The sequence below is a fragment of the Vibrio sp. 1401 genome, from assembly GCF_033340295.1.
Genome location: NZ_JAWOWF010000003.1, coordinates 87,613 through 109,848 on the forward strand (window position 1 = coordinate 87,613; position 22,236 = coordinate 109,848).

A 22,236-nucleotide genomic window follows, 5' to 3' on the forward strand; every position below is an offset into this window, starting at 1 on the left:
GTTTACTTATTATTCTTCGTCGACAAGCGGCCAACCGCCGAGGGCCTTCCATTTGTTGACAATACCGCAGAATAATTCTGCTGTTTTTTGTGTATCGTAAAGCGCAGAGTGTGCTTCACGGTTATCAAATTCTATCCCGGCTGTTTTGCATGCTTTAGCGAGAACTGTTTGGCCATAAGCAAGGCCACTTAATGTAGCCGTATCAAAAGTAGCAAAGGGATGAAAAGGGACTCTTTTTAGTTTACAGCGTTCATTTGCTGCATTTACAAAACCCAAGTCGAATGCTGCGTTATGAGCAACCATAATTGCACGTGAGCAATCTGCGGCTTTTTGTTCTTTGCGAATAAGCTTATAAATTTCCTTTAGCGCCTCTTGCTCAGAAACAGCACCACGAAGAGGGCTGAAAGGGTCACGAATACCATTGAATTCAAGCGCTTCTTTTTCTAAGTTAGCGCCTTCAAATGGCTCCACATGAAAATGAATGGTGGAGGCCGGATGCAACACGCCATGTTCGTCCATTTTCAACGTAACGGCACAGATTTCTAAAAGTGCATCAGTTTGAGCATTGAAACCAGCGGTCTCAACGTCTACTACCACAGGGAAATAACCACGAAAGCGTTTTTTCAAGGTTAGAGCTTCATTTTCTAGTGTCATGTTGGCTTATTTTTGTGTGACGAAGGCTGCATTATTGCAGATTATACCGATGAGAAAAACCGCAATTTAAGAGAAAACCGGAATTCTATTTTGCATCCAATCAATAAGTTTGTATTGCATATTATGTAGACGTTTATTCGCCATACTTTGCATCATGTAAACCGATAAAACATGAGGAAGTAAAACGCTAAGTGGCGGTTAAGGTGATTGGAACACGGTGGCTCACATTAATGGCAGTGTGACAGATAACCCTATATTGGCGAGATTTTTGCATGCCGGTTGAAGTGGTTTTATTGATGCAAATTGACGGCAACAGACTGCCGTTTAAGAGACAGTATTAGATGAAGAAATGGCTGATTACCAGTGGTGTTGTATTTTCGTTGTTTAGCACAAGCAGCTTCGCTTTGATGGGCAAACGTTATGCTGCAACTCCACAGCAATCTCAATGGGAAATGGTGGTCAATACACCATTAGAATGTCAGCTTGTACACCCCATTCCAAGCTTTGGAGATGCGGTATTTTCATCTCGTGCAAATAAAAAAATCAATTTAGACTTTGAGTTAAAAATGCGTCGCCCGATGGGAGAAACACGTAACGTCAGTCTCATTTCTATGCCGCCACCTTGGCGACCAGGTGAACACGCCGATCGAATTACAAACTTAAAGTTTTTTAAACAGTTTGATGGTTATGTCGGAGGGCAAACAGCATGGGGCATTTTGTCTGAGCTGGAAAAAGGCCGTTATCCGACTTTTAGTTACCAAGATTGGCAGAGCCGAGATCAGAGAATTGAAGTCGCATTGTCATCAGTACTATTTCAAAACAAGTACAACGCGTTTAGCGACTGTATTTCCAACTTATTGAAATATAGTTTTGAGGACATTGCTTTTACGATTTTGCACTACGAAAGACAAGGTGATCAGTTAACCAAGGCTTCTAAAAAGCGTTTATCACAAATTGCAGATTATATCCGACATAATCAAGATATCGATCTCGTGCTGGTGGCGACGTACACAGATTCAACCGATGGTAAAAGTGCGAGTCAAAGTTTATCAGAGCGACGTGCAGAGTCACTTCGTGACTATTTTCAGTCTCTAGGGCTACCGGAAGATCGAATTCAAGTGCAAGGGTACGGCAAGCGTCGTCCTATTGCAGATAACGGTTCGCCAATAGGAAAAGACAAAAACCGCCGAGTCGTGATATCTCTAGGGCGAACCCAAGTGTGATGCATATAAAAACGCCGAAGCTGAAAGCTTCGGCATTTTTGATTTACTGACGTTGTTAATAATATTTTAGTGGTATTTTGCCAAGCACGTTTCGGTGATTCCTGCTGTATAATTTGAATGTTAGTTTAAGCGGAATTTGGCAATGACTTCGCAATTGGTGGCGGTATCGATTTTTTCAACCTGTTTGGCAATAGCCGGATTAGGGTGACGCTTCATAAAGTCTATCAACGCCTTAGTACAGCATCCTATCGAGTCGATAAAGCTTGCACACTCTTTATTTGGGCATTGTGGGATAAGTGTTAAGACCTTCTCAGAGGCCAGTTGAAGGTATTTGAGTTCATAGTCAGTATCTCCAGCCCAACGCCAGAACTGAGCTAAGTTATGACAAGAAATCACAGAAATTAATAATCGCTCGTCCGCCTCAATTTCCACACATTCGCTGATATCTTCACTCAGGCTTAGGGCTTGCTGGTAATGAAGAATGCTGCGAACAGGGTCATCTAGTTGAAGTGCCGTATCGGCTAGAAGTGTGTGTTTTTCCCATTCACTGATCATTATCGTAATCCCGCATATCGAAGTTGCGGATAAATCTAAACGATAACTATTATCAAGTAAAGGGTTTTGTTTATAAAAGGACAGGCAGATCGCAGACCTGCCTGTAATCGGAGTTCAACTTGCAGTACAAGTGATTATTAGAAGTGCCGCTTAGCCTTCAAGACCTGATGAAGCTTGCTTGTTTTGAATAAGCTCAATCATATAACCATCTGGGTCTTTTACGAATGCAATGTGCGTGCTTCCGCCTTTTACTGGACCTGGCTCACGCGTCACATTACCGCCCGCCGCTTTGATAGCGTCGCAAGTTGTGTAGATATCATCAACACCAATGGCGATATGACCAAAAGCAGTACCTAGGTCATACTCAGTTTTACACCAGTTGTAAGTCAGTTCGATCACTGCACCTTGGGATTCGTCACCATAACCAAGAAACGCTAGCGTGTATTCGTACTCTTTATTTTCGTTAGTACGAAGCAGCTGCATGCCCATAACTTCAGTGTAAAACTTGATGGATTTGTCTAGATCACCTACGCGAAGCATAGTGTGGAGAATTCGACCGTTTGACATTTTTTGCTCCTAGCTTTGATTTACAAATAGCATTAGCTATCTGGGTATACTTTCTCTTTATATTCGCACAAATCTTCGATAATACAGTTACCGCAGCGAGGCTTTCTTGCTACGCACGTATAACGACCATGAAGAATGAGCCAGTGGTGCACATCGAGTTTGAACTCTTTTGGCACAACTTTTAATAGCTTCTGCTCGACATCATCAACCGTTTTTCCCATCGCAAATTTAGTGCGATTCGACACGCGATAAATGTGCGTATCGACGGCAATAGTTGGCCAACCAAAAGCGGTGTTGAGCACGACGTTTGCGGTCTTGCGACCTACGCCTGATAGCGCTTCTAACGCGGCACGATCTTCAGGAACTTCACCATTGTGTTTTTCCAACAAGATCTTACAAGTCTTGATTGTGTTTTCTGCCTTTGAGTTAAACAAACCGATGGTCTTTATGTATTCTTTTAAGCCATCGACTCCCAAATCAAGAATGCTTTGAGGTGTATTCGCTACAGGGAAAAGCTTGTCGGTGGCTTTATTGACGCTTACATCGGTTGCTTGAGCTGATAGTAATACAGCGATTAGCAGCTCAAAAGGGGAGCTCCAGTTAAGCTCAGTTTGAGGATTCGGATTGTTTTCTCGTAATCGCTCAAGAATTTCGATTCTTTTTATTTTGTTCATTGCTGACTTCCAATACCGTCTCTGCGGTTTATGAAAAAGGCTCCTATGACAGAGCCTTATCTTGTTATGCGTTAGTGACGCGAGCACGTTCTATGGTTGGTTTTTCTTCTTTTGGTTGACGTGCCTGAATTGAATTATCTATGACATTTTTGAGCGCTATCAACAGCCCAACACCGATAAATGCACCAGGTGGGAGAAGCGCTAACAGGAAGCTATTGTCAAATTGGAAAACTTGAATCCGTAGAGCTGAAGCCCAGTCTCCTAGGAGAAGGTCTGCTCCGTCGAATAGTGTGCCATTACCAATCAATTCGCGCATGGCACCTAAAACAACCAAGACGCTCGTCATACCAAGGCCCATCCACAAACCATCTAGCGCAGCGGGTGCAACATCATTTTTTGACGCGTAAGCTTCTGCTCGGCCAATAATAATGCAGTTCGTTACAATCAGAGGAATAAAGATACCTAGAGACAGGTACAAACCGTACGCATAGGCATTCATTAACAACTGAACGCAGGTAACGAGTGAGGCAATGATCATAACGAATACAGGTATACGGATCTCTTTTGGCACATAGTTACGAATAAGAGAAACTGTTACGTTGGATCCAACTAGCACGAGTAAGGTTGCAATACCAAGACCTAATGCATTGGTTATCGTGGAAGAAACCGCTAGTAGTGGACACAGACCCAGCAGCTGTACGAGAGCAGGGTTATTGCTCCACATACCGTTTTTCATCAGCAATTTATTTTCACTCATTACTGCTCTCCTTCACAGCCCAAAGGCTGGCTAAGAATGTCTTCACGAGATTGGTTTACGTAGTTAACGGTATTTCGCACCACTTTTACGACGGCTCTAGGCGTGATCGTTGCACCAGTAAATTGATCGAAATCACCACCATCTTTACGAACTTTCCATGAGTTCCAGTTACTTTCCGTGACTTGTTTGCCCGTAAAGCTCAGGATCCAGTCGGTGACACGAAGATCGATTTTATCGCCCAGACCAGGGGTTTCTTGGTGGTTTAGGACGCGTGTCCCCAAAATATTGCCCTGATTATCAATCCCAGTAATCACTTTTATCTCACCATTGTAGCCATCTGGCGCGATAGATTCTATTGCGATTGCTGTTGGTTCACCATTCTTCGTGGCGAGGTAGGCTGGCATCGCACGTAATGTCCCCAGATCTGGAGACGTGACCATTGTACAAGCTTGTGTGAGTGCGTTGTCATGCATGTTTTCTGGAATGACTTGATTCAAAACAGAAAGTAATTGTTTTTGCTCTTGTTCCTTGATTTGGTCTTTTGTTAGGTACTGAGTAAGGGCGACTAATCCGGTTGTTGCACATGCAAATATCGCGAGTGTCAGACCATTTTTTCTAATAGCGGTTAACATGTTTACCTCAGTGACCGTAAGTTCTAGGTTTGGTGTAGTAATCGATCAGTGGCACACACATATTTGCAAGCAACACTGCAAATGCAACACCATCTGGGAAACCGCCCCAACTGCGAATGATAAAAACCAAAGCACCAATAAGCGCACCGAAGATTAAACGTCCTTTGACGGTGGTAGACGCCGAAACGGGATCGGTTGCAATAAAGAATGCGCCAAGCATGGTTGCACCAGATAACAAGTGTAAAACTGGCGACGCAGTTTCCCCTGGCGTCAGCAACGTGAACACTAGGCTAAACAGAGTCAGACTCGCAAGGAAACCTGCTGGAATATACCATTGGATGATACGCTTTTTGATCATGACTATGCCGCCAAGAAGGTAAGCAAGGTTTACCCATTGCCAACCAATACCACCTAAGCCATCAAATATTGGCTGCGACATTACTTCGCTTGGAGTGGCACCTGTAAGAATGCCAGTCTTAAATGCATCAAGTGGTGTCGCCATTGTCACGCCCTCAACTCCTGAGCGAACTTGCTGAAGTGATAAGCCGTCGTAATCATAGCCCGTAAAAATTAAAGAGAGTGTATCTGCAAAATTTACATGATCAGGTATGAGTGATGTCGGTGCACTCCAACTCGTCATTTGTACTGGGAAAGAGATCAACAAGACCACATAAGCGACCATTGCAGGGTTGAATAAGTTTTGTCCAAGGCCACCATAGAGGTGTTTAGCGATTACTATCGCAAAAATAAGCCCGATCACCATAATCCACCACGGAGACCATGGTGGTATAGCAACGGCTAACAACCAAGCGGTAACTATTGCACTGTTATCACGTAGCGCTCTCATTGGTGAGCGTTTACGACAGATCATGACTAAGGCTTCAAGGGATACAGCGACTGCAATGGCAAAAATCAGTTGAATAAGCGTACCCCAGCCAAAGAAGTAGGTTTGAGCTACTAAACCTGGAAGTGCGCAAAGTGCCACCCATTTCATTAAGTCTGGCGTACTACGACGACTGTGGGTATGCGGTGAACTGGCAATAAAAAACGACACTACTCGTTCTCCTCAGTATTATTTTTATTAGCTTCTTGTTGCGCTTTGCGTGCCTTCGCGCGCGCAATTGCTGCGGCAACCGCGGCTTTCTTCGGATCCTCTTCTGGTTCTTCGGAAGCTGCTTCTTCAACAGGCTCTGTTTGCGTTTCTTGCTTCGCTTTGCGCGCTTTGGCACGTGCAATGGCAGCTGCCACGGCGGCTTTTTTCGGATCTTCGGTTTGCTCGGCAGGTGCTTCAGCTTCTTCCGCTTCAGTTGAGTCTGCTTGTTTCGCTTTACGAGCCTTCGCGCGTGCAATTGCTGCGGCAACCGCGGCTTTTTTCGGATCCACTTCTGGTTCTTCAGAAGTTGCGTCTTCAACAGGCTCAGTTTGCGTTTCTTGCTTCGCTTTGCGCGCTTTGGCTCGAGCGATGGCAGCAGCCACGGCAGCTTTCTTCGGATCTTCGGTTTGCTCGGCAGGTGCGTCAGCTTCTTCCGCTTCAGTTGAGTCTGCTTGTTTCGCTTTACGCGCTTTGGCACGTGCAATGGCAGCAGCCACTGCGGCTTTCTTCGGATCGTCGGTTTGCTCAGCAGGTGCTTTAGCTTCTTCCGCTTCAGTTGAGTCTGCTTGCTTCGCTTTTCGCGCTTTGGCTCGAGCAATTGCAGCGGCAACTGCGGCTTTTTTCGGATCGTCGGTTTGCTCGGCAGGTGCGTCAGCTTCTTCCGCTTCGGTTGAGTCTGCTTGCTTCGCTTTGCGCGCTTTGGCTCGAGCAATTGCAGCGGCAACTGCGGCTTTTTTCGGATCGTCGGTTTGCTCAGCAGGTGCTTCAGCTTCTTCCGCTTCAGTTGAGTCTGCTTGCTTCGCTTTGCGTGCTTTGGCACGTGCAATGGCAGCAGCAACCGCGGCTTTTTTCGGATCGTCGGTTTGCTCAGCAGGTGCGTCAGCTTCTTCCGCTTCAGTTGAGTCTGCTTGCTTCGCTTTACGTGCTTTGGCACGTGCAATGGCAGCAGCAACCGCGGCTTTTTTCGGATCGCCGTCTTGCTGCGCAGACGTTTCCGATTCTACAGATTCAGTTGAATCTTCTTGTTGTGCTTTTTTCGCTTTAGCTCGGGCGATGGCGGCCGCAACTGCCGATTTTTTATCATCAGCGTTATTGTCTGGCGTTTCGCCTTGTTCTTTTTGCGCTTTACGTTCGCGAGCAAGACGTTTGCGTTCTTCGCGCAGTTTTGCCATTTCTGAGTTATCAGGTTCACTAGAGCCTGCTTTAGCTGCTGCCGCTTGTTTAGCCTTCGCTTTGGCAATGGCTGCCGCTACGGCTGGTTTTACTGCTGGCTCTGCTTTTTCAGTGGTTTCTGTCTTTTGAGCTTTCACTCGTGCGATCGCTGCTGCTATCGCATCATCGCTACCAGAAGACTTCATCTCTTTTCGGCGTTGATCGGCAGCTTTCTTGAAGCGATTTTCACGTTCTGCTTTTTCGCGTTCCATACGCGCTTTTTTCTCTTCAAAACGCAGTTTTGCTCGCTCTGCAGCTTCCGCTTCTTGTGTTCTAGTTCTAATTTCTGCTTTCGCTTGGCGGTAGTACTGTACAAGCGGAATTTCACTTGGACATACAAACGCACAAGCGCCGCACTCGATACAATCCTTTAAGTTTAATTCTTCGAGTTTGTCATACTCTTCAGCTTTCGCATGCCATTGCAGTTGTTGAGGCAGCAGCGAAGCAGGGCACGCTTCTGCACATTGGCTACAGCGAATACATTCCATCTCATACTGGTGCGGAGAGATCTCACGACGAGTCGGAGCAAGGATACAGTTTGCTGTCTTGGTAATCGGCACTTGGGAGTGAGGAAGGGTAAAGCCCATCATTGGCCCACCCATAATTAAACGCTGTAACTTCTTATCTGCTTTATAGCCAAACTCATCCAACAGTGCTTGTACTGGTGTCCCTAACAATGCCCAAACGTTGCGTGGTTGTTTGAAGGTTTTACCAGTGAGAGTCACGATGCGCTTTATCATCGGTTCACCGTCGATGACTGCGCGTTTTATAGCGTAAAGAGAACCAACATTCTGAACCAAAATACCAATATCGGCTGGAATCGCGCCACTTGGTACTTCTTTATTGGTTAAAATTTTGATCAGCTGTTTTTCACCGCCAGAAGGGTATTTAGTCGGGATAACGCGAATAACGATATCTTTGTTTATAGCCGCAGCTTCTAGCGCTTTGATTGCTTCTGGCTTGTTGTCTTCAATGCCAATAATCGTGAGCTTTGGTGTCAGGATATGTTCGACAATTTCGATACCTTGAATAAGCTCTTCGGCATGTTCTTGCATGAGCTTGTCATCAGACGTGATGTATGGCTCGCACTCTGCTGCATTAACGATAAGAATCTCGGTACGAGCAAAACCTGATTGGATTTTTTTTGCAGTAGGGAAGCCTGCGCCACCCATACCAGAAATACCAGCGAGACGAATAATATCAATCAGTGCGTCAGGGGTTTCTTGTTGGTAATCTGCGACGGGTTTTCTCTCACACCACGCATCTTTCCCATCAGGCGTGATGACTGCGCACAACTCACTTAACCCAGAAGGGTGCGCGACAGTTCGTGGCTCAATCGCGGTGAGCGTACCGGATGTTGGAGCATGCACTGGAACCGTAAAGCCGGTCTCCGATTGCGTTAATGGCTGACCTTTTAATACGTAGTCACCTTCGGCAACCAGTAGGTTACCCGCTTTACCAATGTGCTGTTTTAGCGGCAATACAATTTCTGACGGGATAGCCGCATGAGCGAGTTCAGTTTTGTTGGACTGCTTTTTATTTTCTGCCGGATGCACACCACCTGGGAAATCCCAAAGCGCGCCTGTACGAATTTGTTCAATCAAAGACAACATGTGAAACCTTACTTAATTGAATCTTTCACGTTCGCTGCATTGTCGGCAGCATCCGTAATGTTAAGTACTGGAATGGAGTGAAGTTGCCACTTCCAGCTTTCTGTGGTCGTTGCCACAGGAATCATTTCAATACAATCAGTCGGACATGGGTCAACACACAAGTCACAGCCCGTACATTCGTCTTTGATTACGGTATGGACCGCCTTTGTTCCGCCTACAATTGCATCCACCGGACACGCCTGAATACACTTAGTGCAGCCAATACACATGTCTTCATGAATAAACGCAACGGTTGGAATTTTGCTGTCGAGATCGTGCGCAGATTCTTCTGGCTCAACACCCATTAAGTCGGCGAGCTTTTCGATTGTTGCCTGGCCTCCAGGGGGACATTTGTTGATGTGATCGCCATTTGCAATTGCTTCAGCATAAGGACGGCAACCAGGGTAGCCACATTGACCGCATTGAGTTTGCGGTAAAATGGCGTCGATTTGATCCACAATAGGGTCCGCTTCAACTTTAAAGCGAATAGAAGCAAAACCAAGTATCGCGCCGAAAATCGCAGCCAGAACCGCTAACGCGATAATCGCAATTAAAATCGTACTCATCGCTTACTTCACCAAACCTGTAAAGCCCATAAAGGCGAGTGACATTAAACCTGCTGTAATCATTGCTATTGATGCACCTTTAAAAGGTACAGGAACGTCGGCGGCGGCTATGCGCTCTCGCATGGATGCAAAAAGTATCAACACCAATGAGAAACCAACAGCGGCGCCGAAGCCGTAGATGATCGATTCAATAAAGTTATGGTTTTCATTAATGTTAAGAAGTGCCACGCCCAATACTGCGCAGTTTGTTGTGATCAGCGGTAAGAAAATGCCAAGCAAGCGATAAAGCGTCGGGCTGGTTTTGTGCACAACCATTTCGGTGAACTGCACCACAACGGCTATCACCAAAATAAAACTCATGGTTCGAAGGTACTCAATACCCAGTGGACGAAGGATGTAGCTTTCCACTAAATACGCACACACTGACGCGAGCGTTAGCACAAAAGTTGTCGCTAAGCCCATACCTATTGCTGTTTCCAGTTTTTTGGACACGCCCATGAAAGGACATAGGCCCAAAAACTTCACCAGTACAAAGTTGTTCACCAGCACAGTGCCGACCAACAACAAAATATATTCGGTCATAGTTATTACGTTCTTAAAATCCGATCTTGATATTATCGTGTTTTGTGACACCAATAACAACCAGTGAACGATGTGGTTTTACATACACGATGGAAAAATAGTCGTCTATTTGATCTATTTTGATGAATCAATAAGAAATTGAATCGTTTGCTGAATGTATTGTTAGCGAGAGGATACTACCTATTAATTTTCATCTAATGTGTGATTTTAAAAAAAGCCCGCCTCTTCCAGGTAGAAAAGAGAGGCGGGCAACGCATATTTACAAGCTAATTATTTAAACTTTCTGAGTGCTTGATGGACTGTGTTTATATCTTACTTGTGAAGGTACGAGTGATGACGTCTTGCTGTTGCTCTGTCGTTAGAGAGTTAAAACGTACCGCATAACCAGACACTCGAATCGTCAACTGAGGGTATTTCTCTGGATGTTCAACCGCATCCAATAACATCTCTCGGTCCAGAACGTTGACGTTAAGGTGTTGACCACCTTCAATCGCAATGCCCTCGTTGCTTGCTTCGTGATGGAAGTAACCATCCATTAGCGCGGCTAGGTTTTTCTTCTGACTTAATTCATCTTTACCCAGTGCGTTAGGCACAATTGAGAAGGTGTAAGAAATACCATCTTTCGCGTAAGCAAACGGCAGTTTAGATACCGATGCCAAAGACGCAACCGCCCCTTTTTCATCACGACCGTGCATTGGGTTTGCACCCGGCCCAAAAGGCATACCTGCGCGACGGCCATCTGGTGTATTACCCGTTTTTTTGCCGTAAACCACGTTAGATGTGATCGTTAGGATCGATTGAGTTGGCACTGCTTCGCGGTAGGTGTGCATCTTCTGAATTTTCTTCATGAAGCGCTCAACCAGATCACAAGAGATGTCATCAACACGGGCATCATTGTTACCAAATTTTGGATAATCACCTTCGATTTCAAAATCAACGGCGATGCCATCTTCATCACGAACAGGTTTCACGGTCGCGTATTTAATTGCCGCCAAAGAGTCAGCGACAACAGACAGACCTGCAATACCACACGCCATGGTGCGGTGCACGTCGCGATCCATCAATGCCATCAGTGATGCTTCGTAGCTGTAACGGTCATGTGAGTAATGGATGATGTTCAACGCTGTGACGTATTGCGTTGCTAGCCACTCCAACATATTGTCGAAACGAGGCATCAAAGCGTCAAAGTCGAGAATTTCATCTTGAACTTTGTCCACTACCGGACCCACTTGCGCTTTCGATTTTTCATCGATACCACCATTGATGGTGTAAAGCAATGCTTTTGCAAGGTTGGCACGTGCACCAAAGAATTGCATGTGCTGACCAACAACCTGCGGGCTCACACAACAGGCAATCGCGTAGTCGTCATTGTCGAAATCAGGACGCATTAGATCGTCGTTTTCGTATTGAACCGAAGAGGTATCAATCGACACTTTTGCAGCATATTGTTTGAACGCTTCAGGTAATTGCTCTGACCAAAGAATCGTCATGTTTGGCTCAGGAGCAGGGCCCATAGTATGTAGCGTATGTAAGTATCGGAATGTCGTTTTAGATACTAGCGTACGGCCATCAACACCCATACCTGCCATGGCTTCTGTCGCCCAGATTGGGTCGCCAGAGAACAATGAATCGTATTCTGGTGTGCGTAGGAAGCGAACCATCCGTAGCTTCATGATGAAGTGGTCAATCATTTCTTGCGCTTGTGATTCATCAATCAAACCGTTTGCGATATCGCGTTCTAGATAGACGTCTAGGAAAGTCGAAGTACGGCCCAGTGACATTGCTGCGCCGTTTTGCGATTTAACCGCCGCTAGGTAGCCAAAGTAGGTAAATTGGATCGCTTCTTGTGCTGTTTTAGCAGGTAGCGACATATCAATGCCGTATTTCAGACCCATTTGACGAATGTCTTCAAGCGCTTGAACTTGATCGGCTATTTCTTCGCGAAGACGAAGTGTTTTCTCAAGATCGTTGCCTTGTTCTAAGAACGTTTGTGTTGAGTTGTATTGTTCTTTTTTGTCTGCTTTTAAGAAGTCGATACCGTATAGGGCGAGACGGCGATAGTCACCAATGATACGACCACGGCCATAGGCATCAGGAAGGCCCGTGATGATACCGGATTTACGACAGGCTAGAATTTCTTTGGTGTAAAGGTCGAAACACGCTTTGTTGTGAGTTTTACGGTATTCAGTGAAGATCTTTTCAACCGTTGGATCCAGTTCGCGGCCATAAACTTCGCACGAGTTTTTTACCATGCGAATCCCGCCATTGGCGATGATTGCACGTTTTAGCGGTTGATCAGTTTGTAAGCCAACGATCTTTTCCAGATCTTTGTTGATGTAGCCTGCATCGTGGGAAGTGATTGTTGAGGGCAAGTCTGTGTCAAAATCAATAGGGGCGTGTGTGCGGCTTTCTTGTTTTATGCCTTCAAGCACTTGGTTCCATAATGCTGAAGTGGATTTGCTAACCTCGGCTAAGAAAGACTCGTCTCCCTCATAGGGTGTATAGTTTTTTTGGATGAAGTCACGAGTGTTGACAGAGTTTTGCCATTCACCAGCAGTAAATCCAGCCCATGCATCTAGCATGTCAGTTGTCGGAATAGTCATAAGTAAATCCCTAAGTTATTGATAATTAGAATGGAGGCGACGAGTAGGACGGAACCATTCTTAACCCTTTTAATCGTATGGATTTATTTATTATGAGTAAAATGAATGCTTTTCATTTTTTCAATGATTAAATTGCATTAATAATAGATTCAATTAGTTATGATTGTTTTTTGCTAGGAAAGAGACAGAATTAAATGTGTGGTACTGTGAGAACACTATCTATGACAATGTTATGAGTTCTGTAATTTGAACTTATTTCGGTGTGATTTTATGGCGCCTAGATTGGCTTAGATTTCCTGGCGATTAAGATACAAAAAAAGCCGTGTCTTGCGACACGGCTTTTCTATAATCTGGCTCCTCCTGCTGGGCTCGAACCAGCGACCTGCGGATTAACAGTCCGTCGCTCTACCAACTGAGCTAAGGAGGAATTGCTTTGCTTGAAAGCGGGACGAATCTTACCGAGCACTCAAACTACTGTCAACAGTAAAAAAATACATTTTTAGCAAAAAATATTGAGTTAAGGGCTTTACTTTTCTGTATGGCTTGCCAGTAAAGGCTCGAGGTTAGTTATCCACTAAATTTGTGGATAAGTATGTTGATGAGATCTGGGTAAAGAAAATTGATATGCAACTAAGCTTTTATTTAATGAATTTTTAGTCGGAATTATGCGTAAAATAAGCAAATAAAACAGAGATTTATCGATGTTAATCAAAAGGTATTCAAAGTGGATAAAAATCAATCTTTTGGGGATAAGAAAGTTTTAAGCTAATTTTTGGGGAAAAGTTGTGGAAACTATAATGTGAAGAATGTGTGTAGCTCTTCAACTAGGGCGAAGTACTATATCAGAGTCACTTTTGTATGGCTATAGCATTCTAGACAAACAAGAAAATTTATTAACAATGATGGGTAAATTCTCGATAGACGTAGATTTCATTAGCTAAGGTGTATATATATACAGCCTTAGCGCAGTAAAATTGAGGAAGGGTATGAGTAAAGTCTATGAATTGGTCTCCGATTATCAGCCGTCGGGCGATCAACCAGGAGCGATCAATCAGTTGCTTGAGGGGCTCGATGCTGGGCTAGCACATCAAACATTGTTGGGGGTCACAGGCTCAGGTAAAACCTTCACACTAGCGAATGTGATTGCTCAAGCCCAACGACCTGCAATATTACTTGCGCCAAACAAAACGCTTGCTGCTCAGTTATATGGTGAGATGAAGTCATTCTTTCCTAATAATGCGGTTGAGTATTTTGTTTCTTACTATGATTACTACCAACCTGAAGCATATGTTCCCACAACAGATACTTTCATTGAAAAGGACGCTTCGGTTAACGCCCACATTGAGCAAATGCGACTGTCTGCCACTAAAGCTTTATTGGAACGGAAAGACGCTATTATCGTTGCTTCGGTTTCAGCTATCTATGGTTTGGGTGATCCGGAATCCTACTTACAAATGATGCTTCATTTGCGACGTGGAGATGTGATTGATCAGCGTGATATGCTTCGTCGCCTAGCGGAGCTCCAATACTCGCGCAATGATGTTGCTTTTGAGCGGGGGCAGTTCCGTGTCCGTGGCGAGGTGATTGATATATTCCCTGCTGAATCAGACCAAGACGCTGTGCGCGTTGAGATGTTTGACGATGAGGTGGATTGCATCAGTGTGTTCGATCCATTGACAGGCGTGGTGAAACAACGAGACTTGCCGCGCTATACCATCTATCCCAAGACGCACTATGTGACGCCAAGAGATCGCATTCTTGAAGCGATTGAAAATATTAAAGTCGAACTAGAAGTGCGCAAAAAGCAGCTTCTAGATAACAACAAGCTACTGGAAGAGCAGCGAATTAGCCAGCGCACTCAATTCGATATCGAAATGATGAATGAGTTGGGCTTTTGCTCCGGTATCGAAAACTATTCTCGTTATCTCAGTGGACGCTCGGAAGGTGAGCCGCCACCAACCCTGTTTGACTACTTACCTCATGATGGCTTGTTGATCATCGATGAATCTCACGTGACAGTACCGCAGATAGGTGCCATGTATAAAGGCGACCGTTCGCGTAAAGAAACGCTGGTGGAGTTTGGTTTCCGGTTACCTTCAGCTTTGGATAATCGTCCACTGAAGTTTGAGGAGTTTGAAGCACTAGCGCCACAAACGATTTTCGTCTCTGCTACTCCTGGAAATTACGAACTAGAAAAATCGGCGGGTGATGTAGCGGATCAAGTCGTTCGTCCTACAGGCTTGCTTGACCCTGAGTTGGAAGTTCGCCCAGTAGCGACCCAAGTCGACGACCTATTGTCTGAGATCCGTATTCGCGCAGCTAAAGATGAACGAGTTCTGGTTACAACACTGACCAAACGAATGGCTGAAGATCTCACCGAATACCTTCACGAACATGATGTTAAGGTACGTTATTTACACTCAGACATTGATACTGTTGAGCGTGTGGAAATTATCCGTGACCTTCGTCTTGGGGAATTTGACGTGCTGGTGGGAATAAACTTATTGAGAGAGGGCCTGGATATGCCAGAGGTCTCGTTAGTTGCAATTTTGGATGCGGATAAAGAGGGCTTCTTGCGGTCTGAACGCTCACTCATTCAGACCATTGGTCGTGCTGCACGAAACATCGAAGGTAAGGCGATTTTATACGCTGACCGAATCACCAACTCAATGAAAAAGGCGATGGATGAAACTAACCGTCGTCGCGAGAAGCAGGAAGCGTACAACGAAGAAATGGGTATTTCGCCACAAGCGCTCAAACGAAATATCAAAGACATCATGGAACTTGGCGATATCACTAAGTCTAAACGCCAGCGTAACACTAAACAGGTACCATTATCGAAAGTGGCGGAGCCTTCGCAAACTTACGAGGCACTGTCCCCTCAGCAGCTAGAAAAAGAAATCAGTCGACTGGAGGCAGCGATGTATCAGCATGCGCAAGATTTAGAATTTGAGTTAGCGGCACAAAAGCGTGATGAGATTGAAAAACTACGAGCGCAGTTCATCGCAAATAGTTGAACAAACTTACCGATTTAACTATCCAAGCATTTTAGGTCGCTTGTAAAAAAAGAAGCCAATAGGCAGTCGGGTCTATTGGCTTGTTTTGTGAACATATCGTTCACTAACAACGTCAGTTGGCTAGCTGACCCGAGGGGTCACAATGGTTACAGCATGGTTTGTGCCACTTTTTAAATAATTGATATTATTTTTGAATTTTTTCCTTTGCCCATAATTTAGCTAATGTTATTTGCAAAATGCAAAGCGTAATGCGATTATTGTTTAAAACACAACAAAATAATAGCTAGGTTATGCAACAAAAACCCGAAGGCCCAAAGTCTCGTTACCTTTTAATGGTCGAGGACACCGCATCTGTTGCGGCTCTGTACCGCTCATACCTGACACCGCTTGGCATAGATATCAATATTGTCGGCACAGGTAGGGATGCCATTGAGAGCCTAAATCATCGAATTCCAGATCTTATTTTACTCGATCTCCGTCTGCCAGATATGACGGGGATGGACGTTTTACATGCCGTTAAAAAGAGTCATCCCGACGTACCTATAATTTTTATGACCGCTCACGGTTCTATCGATACCGCTGTCGAGGCCATGCGTCATGGCTCACAAGACTTTCTAATTAAACCGTGTGAAGCAGACCGTTTACGTGTCACGGTTAACAATGCAATTCGTAAAGCGACCAAGCTAAAAAATGAAGCCGATAATCCAGGCAATCAGAGCTATCAGGGGTTTATCGGCAGTAGCCAAACCATGCAGCAGGTTTACCGTACGATAGATTCAGCGGCGAGCAGTAAAGCGAGTATTTTTATCACAGGTGAAAGTGGTACTGGTAAAGAGGTATGTGCCGAGGCTATTCACGCAGCAAGTAAACGTGGTGACAAACCTTTTATTGCAATTAACTGTGCTGCAATTCCAAAAGATTTGATTGAGAGTGAACTGTTTGGTCACGTAAAAGGGGCCTTTACTGGCGCTGCGAATGATCGTCAAGGGGCAGCTGAGTTAGCGGATGGCGGCACACTTTTTCTAGATGAGCTTTGTGAGATGGACTTGGATTTACAAACCAAGTTGCTACGATTTATTCAAACGGGCACATTCCAAAAAGTGGGTTCCTCAAAAATGAAGAGCGTGGATGTGCGCTTTGTTTGTGCCACTAACCGTGATCCCTGGAAAGAGGTACAAGAAGGTCGATTCCGTGAAGATTTGTACTATCGTTTGTATGTCATTCCTTTGCATTTACCGCCTTTACGCGAACGAGGCGAAGATGTTATTGAAATTGCATACTCACTGCTAGGTTACATGTCACACGAAGAAGGAAAAAGCTTCATACGTTTTGCGCCTGATGTCATCGAGCGATTCAACAGCTATGAGTGGCCGGGTAACGTTCGTCAGTTACAAAACGTGCTACGCAATATCGTTGTTCTAAACAACGGTAAAGAGATTACGTTGGACATGTTACCGCCACCGTTGAATCAACCGCTTGACCGTCCGTCGTCTGTGGCTAAATTAATTGAGCCGAAAGCGATGACCGCATCTGAGATTATGCCATTATGGATGACGGAAAAAATGGCAATCGAGCAAGCGATTGAAGCATGTGATGGCAATATTCCTCGAGCGGCGGGATATCTTGATGTCAGTCCGTCGACGATTTACCGCAAGTTACAGGCATGGAACGGCAAGGAAGAGCGGCAAAAAGTATGAGTGTAAATGTATTAAATCAGCAAAAAATAGATGAACTGTCGATGGAAATTGGCAGTGACAACGTACCTGTACTGTTCGATATCTTCCTAGGAGAAATGGATACCTATATCGAGAACTTATCCCAACTGCAGGGGGCAGAGCGATTAGCTTACTCAAAAGAAATCAGCCACGCGTTGAAAAGTAGTGCTGCGAGCTTTGGGGCAGATCGCCTTTGTGAACTGGCTATGTCCATAGACAAAAAAGCGAAAGCCGGTGAGTTGACTGCGGAGTCTGAGGAGTTAGAGGCTATGTTCGATCTTTTGCACGAAACTCGAGATGCTTATCGCTCTTGGCGACAGTAGCTATTTTTTCTATTAACCATTTTTTCTTAGTAAACATCTGTTTTTACTGGATGCCTGAACTAAAACCCTTCGATGACAGAAGGGTTTTCATTATCAATAAACACCTTAAAAGAGGGCGCTAGCCAGGTAACGTGCTCTTAAATAGAAAGTTGTAGCTGATTTTCAATCGCTAGTTTGAGCTTGTTTCTATCGTGACGCCAGTCTCGGTTATAGGAGGCGAGTGACTCCGTCACTACATTCCATTGACTTAAGACGTCTTGCTCGGTTTTCTCTGCTAGAACCACGTCTATTTTTCTTCCTTGACAGGCACGTTCACACCATTCTAATTTTTGAGCCATCGTCATTCGTCCCGCTGGGCCGTATTCTGGACTCAGGTTAGCAACAAAAATGACTTTTGCTTTTGTGTTTGCTGCAATCGCTTTGCCGAGTTCAGGCAGCAATAAAGGAGGCATGATACTAGTTAAAAAACTGCCAGGGCCAAGAATAATCGCGTCCGCTTCCGCCAAAGCTGTGATGGCTTCTTTGGTAGCAGGCACTTCTGGTGAAAGATCCAAACGTCGCAAGTCTGCTTTCATTTCGTCGACATTTGTTTCTCCCGTAACCCACTTCCCATCTACGGATAACGCGGAAAGATCCGAAGGGTGTTCGGACATAGGAAGGATGTTAACGTCGACTTTTAACATATTGCGAATCAGATTAATGGCATCTAAAGGTCTGACCGATAAGTTATCGAGTGCAGTAAGCATCAAATTACCAAGATTATGACCATCAAGTTCGCCAGTGCCTTTGAAGCGATATTCAAACATCATAGAACTGATCGAAGGCTCTGTAATGAGCTGATTAATACAGTTACGTGTGTCTCCCCAAGCGATTCCTCCTTGGCAGTGACGAATTCTTCCTGTTGAACCACCATTGTCAGTCGTGGCAACAATCCCAGTTGCATTGCTGCCAAAATCTCGTAATGCGGCCAGCATTCGACCTAAGCCATGACCACCGCCAACAGCGACCACTTTTTTATCTGTGTAGATATTCATTATGTTCTTCTAATAATCTAATAAAAAACGGCTACAATTTATCTTAAGGAGTGTCTTAAAGGTACTCACTTAGCGGTAAATTGTGTCTCTAGAGAGTTTTTTATCACTCAAGTCTGGATTCCATTACAAATATTAAGTATTTTACACCGCAAAGCTATCAGAGATTTCATATCTCTGGTTGCCATAACTCCGAGCTCACTATTGCTAAGTCCTTGGATAAGCGTTTTGAGCCAGTGGCATACTGTCACAAGGGCATGATTGGAAATGGCCATGCCTCCCGTGTTTGGAAAGGTGTTCCGTGGCGCAACAATTCGAAGACAAATTTCATCGTAAGTTTTATTACTTGCGTCTGTCTGTGACCGACGTATGTAATTTCAAATGTACCTATTGCCTTCCTGATGGCTATAAGCCTTCGGGCAATAAAAACTCGTCTTTTTTATCTCTCCCTGAAATCAAACGGGTCGTAAAAGCATTCGCTGATTGTGGCACGTCAAAAGTGCGCATCACTGGTGGTGAGCCTAGCTTACGCAAAGATTTTACCGACATTATCCATTCAGTAGCGGCGACGCCTGGCATTCAAAAAGTTGCAACGACAACCAATGGCTATCGTATGGCAAAACAAGTCGCAGATTGGCGTGAAGCGGGTTTAACCCACATTAATGTCAGTGTGGATAGCCTTGACCCGCGTATGTTTCATCAAATCACAGGTGAAAATAAGTTTACTGAAGTCATGAATGGTATCGAACGTGCGTTCGAGGTCGGTTATGAGCAAGTAAAAGTTAATGTGGTGTTGATGAAAGATCTGAACCATCACGAGCTGCCAGCGTTTCTTAACTGGATAAAAGATCGTCCAATCCAACTGCGTTTCATTGAGTTGATGCAAACGGGTGAGATGGATGAGCTATTTAATAAGCACCATGTATCCGGAGTGGCAATTCGTAACCAGCTAATTGCAAATGGTTGGTTGCTGAAAGTGCGCTCGCATAATGATGGTCCTGCGCAAGTATTTGTTCATCCTGATTACAAGGGTGAAATAGGTCTTATCATGCCTTATGAAAAAGACTTTTGTGAAAGCTGCAACCGACTGCGCGTTTCTGCGATGGGTAAGCTGCACCTATGTCTGTTTGGAGACCACGGTGTAGAAATGCGTGATCTTTTGGAACGTGATGAGCAAGAGAGTGAGCTTATTGAACGTATCCAGGCGCAGTTACAAACCAAGTCGGTAAGCCATTTCTTGCATGATGGCAATACTGGTATGACGCCACACCTCGCGTCTATCGGCGGCTAACTTCATTCAATTTTTAGAGCGAGCTCACTGATAAGCTGGCTCTAACTTTTTCCGAATCGATACCAAGCGTATCAAAGCTAATTAAGAGAATAGGTGAACAAATGGGTCACGCTGAAAGCAAATTCCAACCTGCAAATATTGCCGTTCTAACGGTATCTGACACTCGTACTGAAGAAAACGATACCTCTGGTCGTTACCTAGCTGAGCATGCTCAAGAAGCGGGTCACAACGTAGTAGACAAGCAAATTGTTATTGATGACATGTACAAGATCCGCGCGATTGTTTCTCAATGGATTGCTGATGAAAGCGTACAAGCGATCATGATTACTGGCGGTACAGGTTTCACCTCACGTGATAGCACGCCAGAAGCACTTAAGCCTCTATTTGATAAAGAAGTTGAAGGTTTTGGTGAGTTGTTCCGTATGGTGTCGTACGAAGAGATCGGTACGTCTACGATTCAGTCTCGTGCGATTGCTGGTTTTGCTAACCACACCGTGATCTTCGCAATGCCAGGTTCAACTGGTGCGTGCCGCACAGGCTGGACAAAAATTATTAAACAGCAGTTGGATGCAAGTCATCGCCCTTGTAACTTCATGCCACACCTATCTGTATAACCTTTCCTAAAAGCGAAGGAAAAACAATGACCCAATTTACACATATCAATGCTTCTGGCGAAGCAAACATGGTTGACGTGTCAGCAAAAACGGAGACGGTTCGTGAAGCTCGTGCTGAAGCATTTGTTCACATGGCCCCAGAAACACTTCAACTGATTGTCTCTGGCCAGCACCATAAAGGTGATGTATTTGCGACGGCTCGTATTGCTGGTATTCAAGCTGCGAAGAAAACCTGGGATTTGATTCCACTTTGTCATCCGCTACTACTCTCTAAAGTTGAAGTTCAACTGGAAGCTATCGAAGCAGAAAACAAAGTTCGCATCGAATCAGTATGTAAACTTGCGGGTAAAACTGGCGTGGAAATGGAAGCGCTCACGGCAGCTTCCGTTGCTGCTCTAACGATTTACGATATGTGTAAAGCAGTACAAAAAGACATGGTTATTGGTCAAGTTCGTCTATTAGAGAAAACGGGTGGTAAATCTGGTCACTTTAAGGTGGAATCATGATTAAAGTACTTTTCTTTGCTCAAACTCGCGAACTGATTGGCATCGACAGTGTCGAGTTAGACGGGCCGTTTGAGACGGTTGAATCAATTCGTGCACATCTAGTGGAAGAAGGCACTGAGAAAGATGGCAAGTGGGATTTAGCGCTCGAGCCAGGAAAGCTACTTGCTGCAGTGAACCAATCCATCGTCCCTTTGGATACACAAGTAAAAGCAGGTGACGAAGTTGCGTTTTTCCCGCCGGTAACTGGGGGTTAAGATGGATTCTCGTGTTTCTGTACAAATTGAAGATTTTTCGGTTGAGCAAGAATATCAACGTCTATCTGAAGGGACGGCTGCCGGCGCTGTCGTTACATTCGTTGGTAAAGTTCGAGATATGAACCTTGGGGATAATGTCATTGGTTTACATCTAGAGCACTATCCGGGGATGACAGAGAAGAGCTTGAGCGACATTTGCGATCAAGCTGAGTCTCGCTGGCCACTATTAGGTGTACGCGTGATTCATCGTGTCGGAGACATGGATAGCGGTGATCAAATTGTATTTGTGGGCGTTTCCAGTGCGCACCGCGGCGCGGCATTTGATGCGTGCGAGTTCATCATGGATTATCTGAAAACCCAAGCACCATTTTGGAAAAAAGAGCGTACGACGAATGAAGATCGTTGGGTTGAGTCGCGCGACACCGATCATCAAGCTGCACAGCGTTGGGAAAAATAGAACTAACCCGCATTCTAGTGAAAAAAGCTAAGTGCTAATGGCACTTAGCTTTTTTTGTATTTATCTTCATTGTATTGCTCACTTTGTTTCGATATTTCCTATCTTTTGTCTGGTGATATTCTTCACAATAAAAGTTTTTTGCCCAATATATAAACAATTATTTGTTAGACTTGATTTGTCATAAATGTTAAATGATGTGTAAATATCTAGCATAAGATGCTAGTAAATAGTTTAAACTCAGATTAATCGAAAGTTTCG

Annotated in this window: 21 protein-coding genes, 1 tRNA gene and 1 riboswitch; of the genes, 9 read left to right on the plus strand and 13 right to left on the minus strand. The window is 44.7% G+C overall.

Annotated features, from left to right (window positions below):
* Positions 1–9: 9 nt before the first annotated feature.
* Positions 10–654, minus strand: a complete 645-nt coding sequence (gene rnt / locus R7Z77_RS02690) for a ribonuclease T (RefSeq protein WP_318136595.1) — start codon at positions 652–654, stop codon at positions 10–12.
* Between the two features lie 341 nt (positions 655–995).
* Here rnt and motY point away from each other — a divergent pair, with 341 nt between their 5' ends.
* Positions 996–1,877: a flagellar protein MotY gene (gene motY / locus R7Z77_RS02695; RefSeq protein ID WP_005384887.1), complete on the plus strand. Its 882-nt coding sequence runs from the start codon at positions 996–998 to the stop codon at positions 1,875–1,877.
* Positions 1,878–1,997: 120 nt separating this feature from the next.
* Here motY and R7Z77_RS02700 read toward each other — a convergent pair whose 3' ends face one another.
* The 11 genes from R7Z77_RS02700 to R7Z77_RS02750 form a co-directional block, all read right to left on the minus strand.
* The gene (locus tag R7Z77_RS02700) at positions 1,998–2,432 is read right to left on the minus strand and encodes a DUF2753 domain-containing protein (protein WP_005384886.1); all 435 of its coding nucleotides are present in this window, start codon (positions 2,430–2,432) and stop codon (positions 1,998–2,000) included.
* Positions 2,433–2,582: 150 nt separating this feature from the next.
* On the minus strand, positions 2,583–2,999 hold the full coding sequence (gloA, locus tag R7Z77_RS02705; protein ID WP_213967588.1) for a lactoylglutathione lyase: 417 nt from the start codon (positions 2,997–2,999) through the stop codon (positions 2,583–2,585).
* 32 nt (positions 3,000–3,031) lie between these two features.
* Positions 3,032–3,673 carry an endonuclease III gene (nth, locus tag R7Z77_RS02710; RefSeq protein WP_318136596.1) on the minus strand — a complete coding sequence of 214 codons (642 nt, stop codon included), beginning with the start codon at positions 3,671–3,673 and terminating at the stop codon, positions 3,032–3,034.
* A 64-nt stretch (positions 3,674–3,737) separates the two neighbouring features.
* Complete coding sequence (locus tag R7Z77_RS02715) at positions 3,738–4,430, minus strand: electron transport complex subunit E (protein ID WP_005384881.1); 693 nt, start codon at positions 4,428–4,430, stop codon at positions 3,738–3,740.
* A complete protein-coding gene (rsxG, locus tag R7Z77_RS02720; RefSeq protein WP_213967586.1) occupies positions 4,430–5,062 on the minus strand; it encodes an electron transport complex subunit RsxG in 633 nt (210 codons plus the stop codon). The genes R7Z77_RS02715 and rsxG overlap by 1 nt, the downstream gene beginning before the upstream one ends.
* A 7-nt stretch (positions 5,063–5,069) precedes the next feature.
* Complete coding sequence (gene rsxD / locus R7Z77_RS02725; protein WP_318136597.1) at positions 5,070–6,116, minus strand: electron transport complex subunit RsxD; 1,047 nt, start codon at positions 6,114–6,116, stop codon at positions 5,070–5,072.
* Positions 6,116–8,980, minus strand: coding sequence for an electron transport complex subunit RsxC (rsxC, locus tag R7Z77_RS02730; RefSeq protein ID WP_213967585.1), 2,865 nt, complete (start codon positions 8,978–8,980; stop codon positions 6,116–6,118). The genes rsxD and rsxC overlap by 1 nt, the downstream gene beginning before the upstream one ends.
* Positions 8,981–8,988: 8 nt before the next feature.
* Positions 8,989–9,585, minus strand: coding sequence for an electron transport complex subunit RsxB (gene rsxB / locus R7Z77_RS02735; RefSeq protein WP_318136598.1), 597 nt, complete (start codon positions 9,583–9,585; stop codon positions 8,989–8,991).
* 3 nt (positions 9,586–9,588) lie between these two features.
* Positions 9,589–10,167, minus strand: a complete 579-nt coding sequence (gene rsxA, locus R7Z77_RS02740) for an electron transport complex subunit RsxA (protein ID WP_042523119.1) — start codon at positions 10,165–10,167, stop codon at positions 9,589–9,591.
* Positions 10,168–10,472: 305 nt separating this feature from the next.
* Entirely contained in the window at positions 10,473–12,770 is a 2,298-nt protein-coding gene (gene pflB, locus R7Z77_RS02745) for a formate C-acetyltransferase (RefSeq protein WP_064354191.1), read from the minus strand.
* A gap of 351 nt (positions 12,771–13,121) precedes the next feature.
* A tRNA-Asn gene (locus R7Z77_RS02750) sits at positions 13,122–13,197 on the minus strand.
* 559 nt (positions 13,198–13,756) lie between these two features.
* Between R7Z77_RS02750 and uvrB the strand changes: the two genes are divergently transcribed.
* The 3 genes from uvrB (at position 13,757) to luxU (ending at position 17,825) form a co-directional block, all read left to right on the plus strand.
* Positions 13,757–15,787, plus strand: coding sequence for an excinuclease ABC subunit UvrB (gene uvrB / locus R7Z77_RS02755; RefSeq protein WP_017636056.1), 2,031 nt, complete (start codon positions 13,757–13,759; stop codon positions 15,785–15,787).
* A 290-nt stretch (positions 15,788–16,077) separates the two neighbouring features.
* A complete protein-coding gene (luxO, locus tag R7Z77_RS02760) occupies positions 16,078–17,484 on the plus strand; it encodes a quorum-sensing sigma-54 dependent transcriptional regulator LuxO (RefSeq protein ID WP_005380768.1) in 1,407 nt (468 codons plus the stop codon).
* Positions 17,481–17,825, plus strand: a complete 345-nt coding sequence (gene luxU, locus R7Z77_RS02765; protein WP_017636054.1) for a quorum-sensing phosphorelay protein LuxU — start codon at positions 17,481–17,483, stop codon at positions 17,823–17,825. Before luxO ends, luxU begins: the two co-directional genes overlap by 4 nt.
* A 137-nt stretch (positions 17,826–17,962) precedes the next feature.
* Here luxU and R7Z77_RS02770 read toward each other — a convergent pair whose 3' ends face one another.
* Positions 17,963–18,859, minus strand: coding sequence for a YvcK family protein (locus R7Z77_RS02770; protein WP_213967583.1), 897 nt, complete (start codon positions 18,857–18,859; stop codon positions 17,963–17,965).
* A gap of 175 nt (positions 18,860–19,034) precedes the next feature.
* Positions 19,035–19,169: riboswitch (molybdenum cofactor riboswitch) on the plus strand.
* Here R7Z77_RS02770 and moaA point away from each other — a divergent pair.
* The 5 genes from moaA (at position 19,158) to moaE (ending at position 21,978) form a co-directional block, all read left to right on the plus strand.
* Entirely contained in the window at positions 19,158–20,147 is a 990-nt protein-coding gene (gene moaA, locus R7Z77_RS02775) for a GTP 3',8-cyclase MoaA (protein WP_064354189.1), read from the plus strand. Its footprint overlaps the riboswitch before it by 12 nt.
* Positions 20,148–20,248: 101 nt before the next feature.
* Positions 20,249–20,761, plus strand: a complete 513-nt coding sequence (gene moaB, locus R7Z77_RS02780) for a molybdenum cofactor biosynthesis protein B (protein ID WP_005388935.1) — start codon at positions 20,249–20,251, stop codon at positions 20,759–20,761.
* 26 nt (positions 20,762–20,787) lie between these two features.
* Positions 20,788–21,267: a cyclic pyranopterin monophosphate synthase MoaC gene (gene moaC, locus R7Z77_RS02785; protein WP_005380779.1), complete on the plus strand. Its 480-nt coding sequence runs from the start codon at positions 20,788–20,790 to the stop codon at positions 21,265–21,267.
* Positions 21,264–21,521: a molybdopterin synthase sulfur carrier subunit gene (moaD, locus tag R7Z77_RS02790; RefSeq protein ID WP_017636051.1), complete on the plus strand. Its 258-nt coding sequence runs from the start codon at positions 21,264–21,266 to the stop codon at positions 21,519–21,521. Before moaC ends, moaD begins: the two co-directional genes overlap by 4 nt.
* A 1-nt stretch (position 21,522) precedes the next feature.
* A complete protein-coding gene (gene moaE, locus R7Z77_RS02795; protein WP_017821374.1) occupies positions 21,523–21,978 on the plus strand; it encodes a molybdopterin synthase catalytic subunit MoaE in 456 nt (151 codons plus the stop codon).
* Positions 21,979–22,236: the final 258 nt, after the last annotated feature.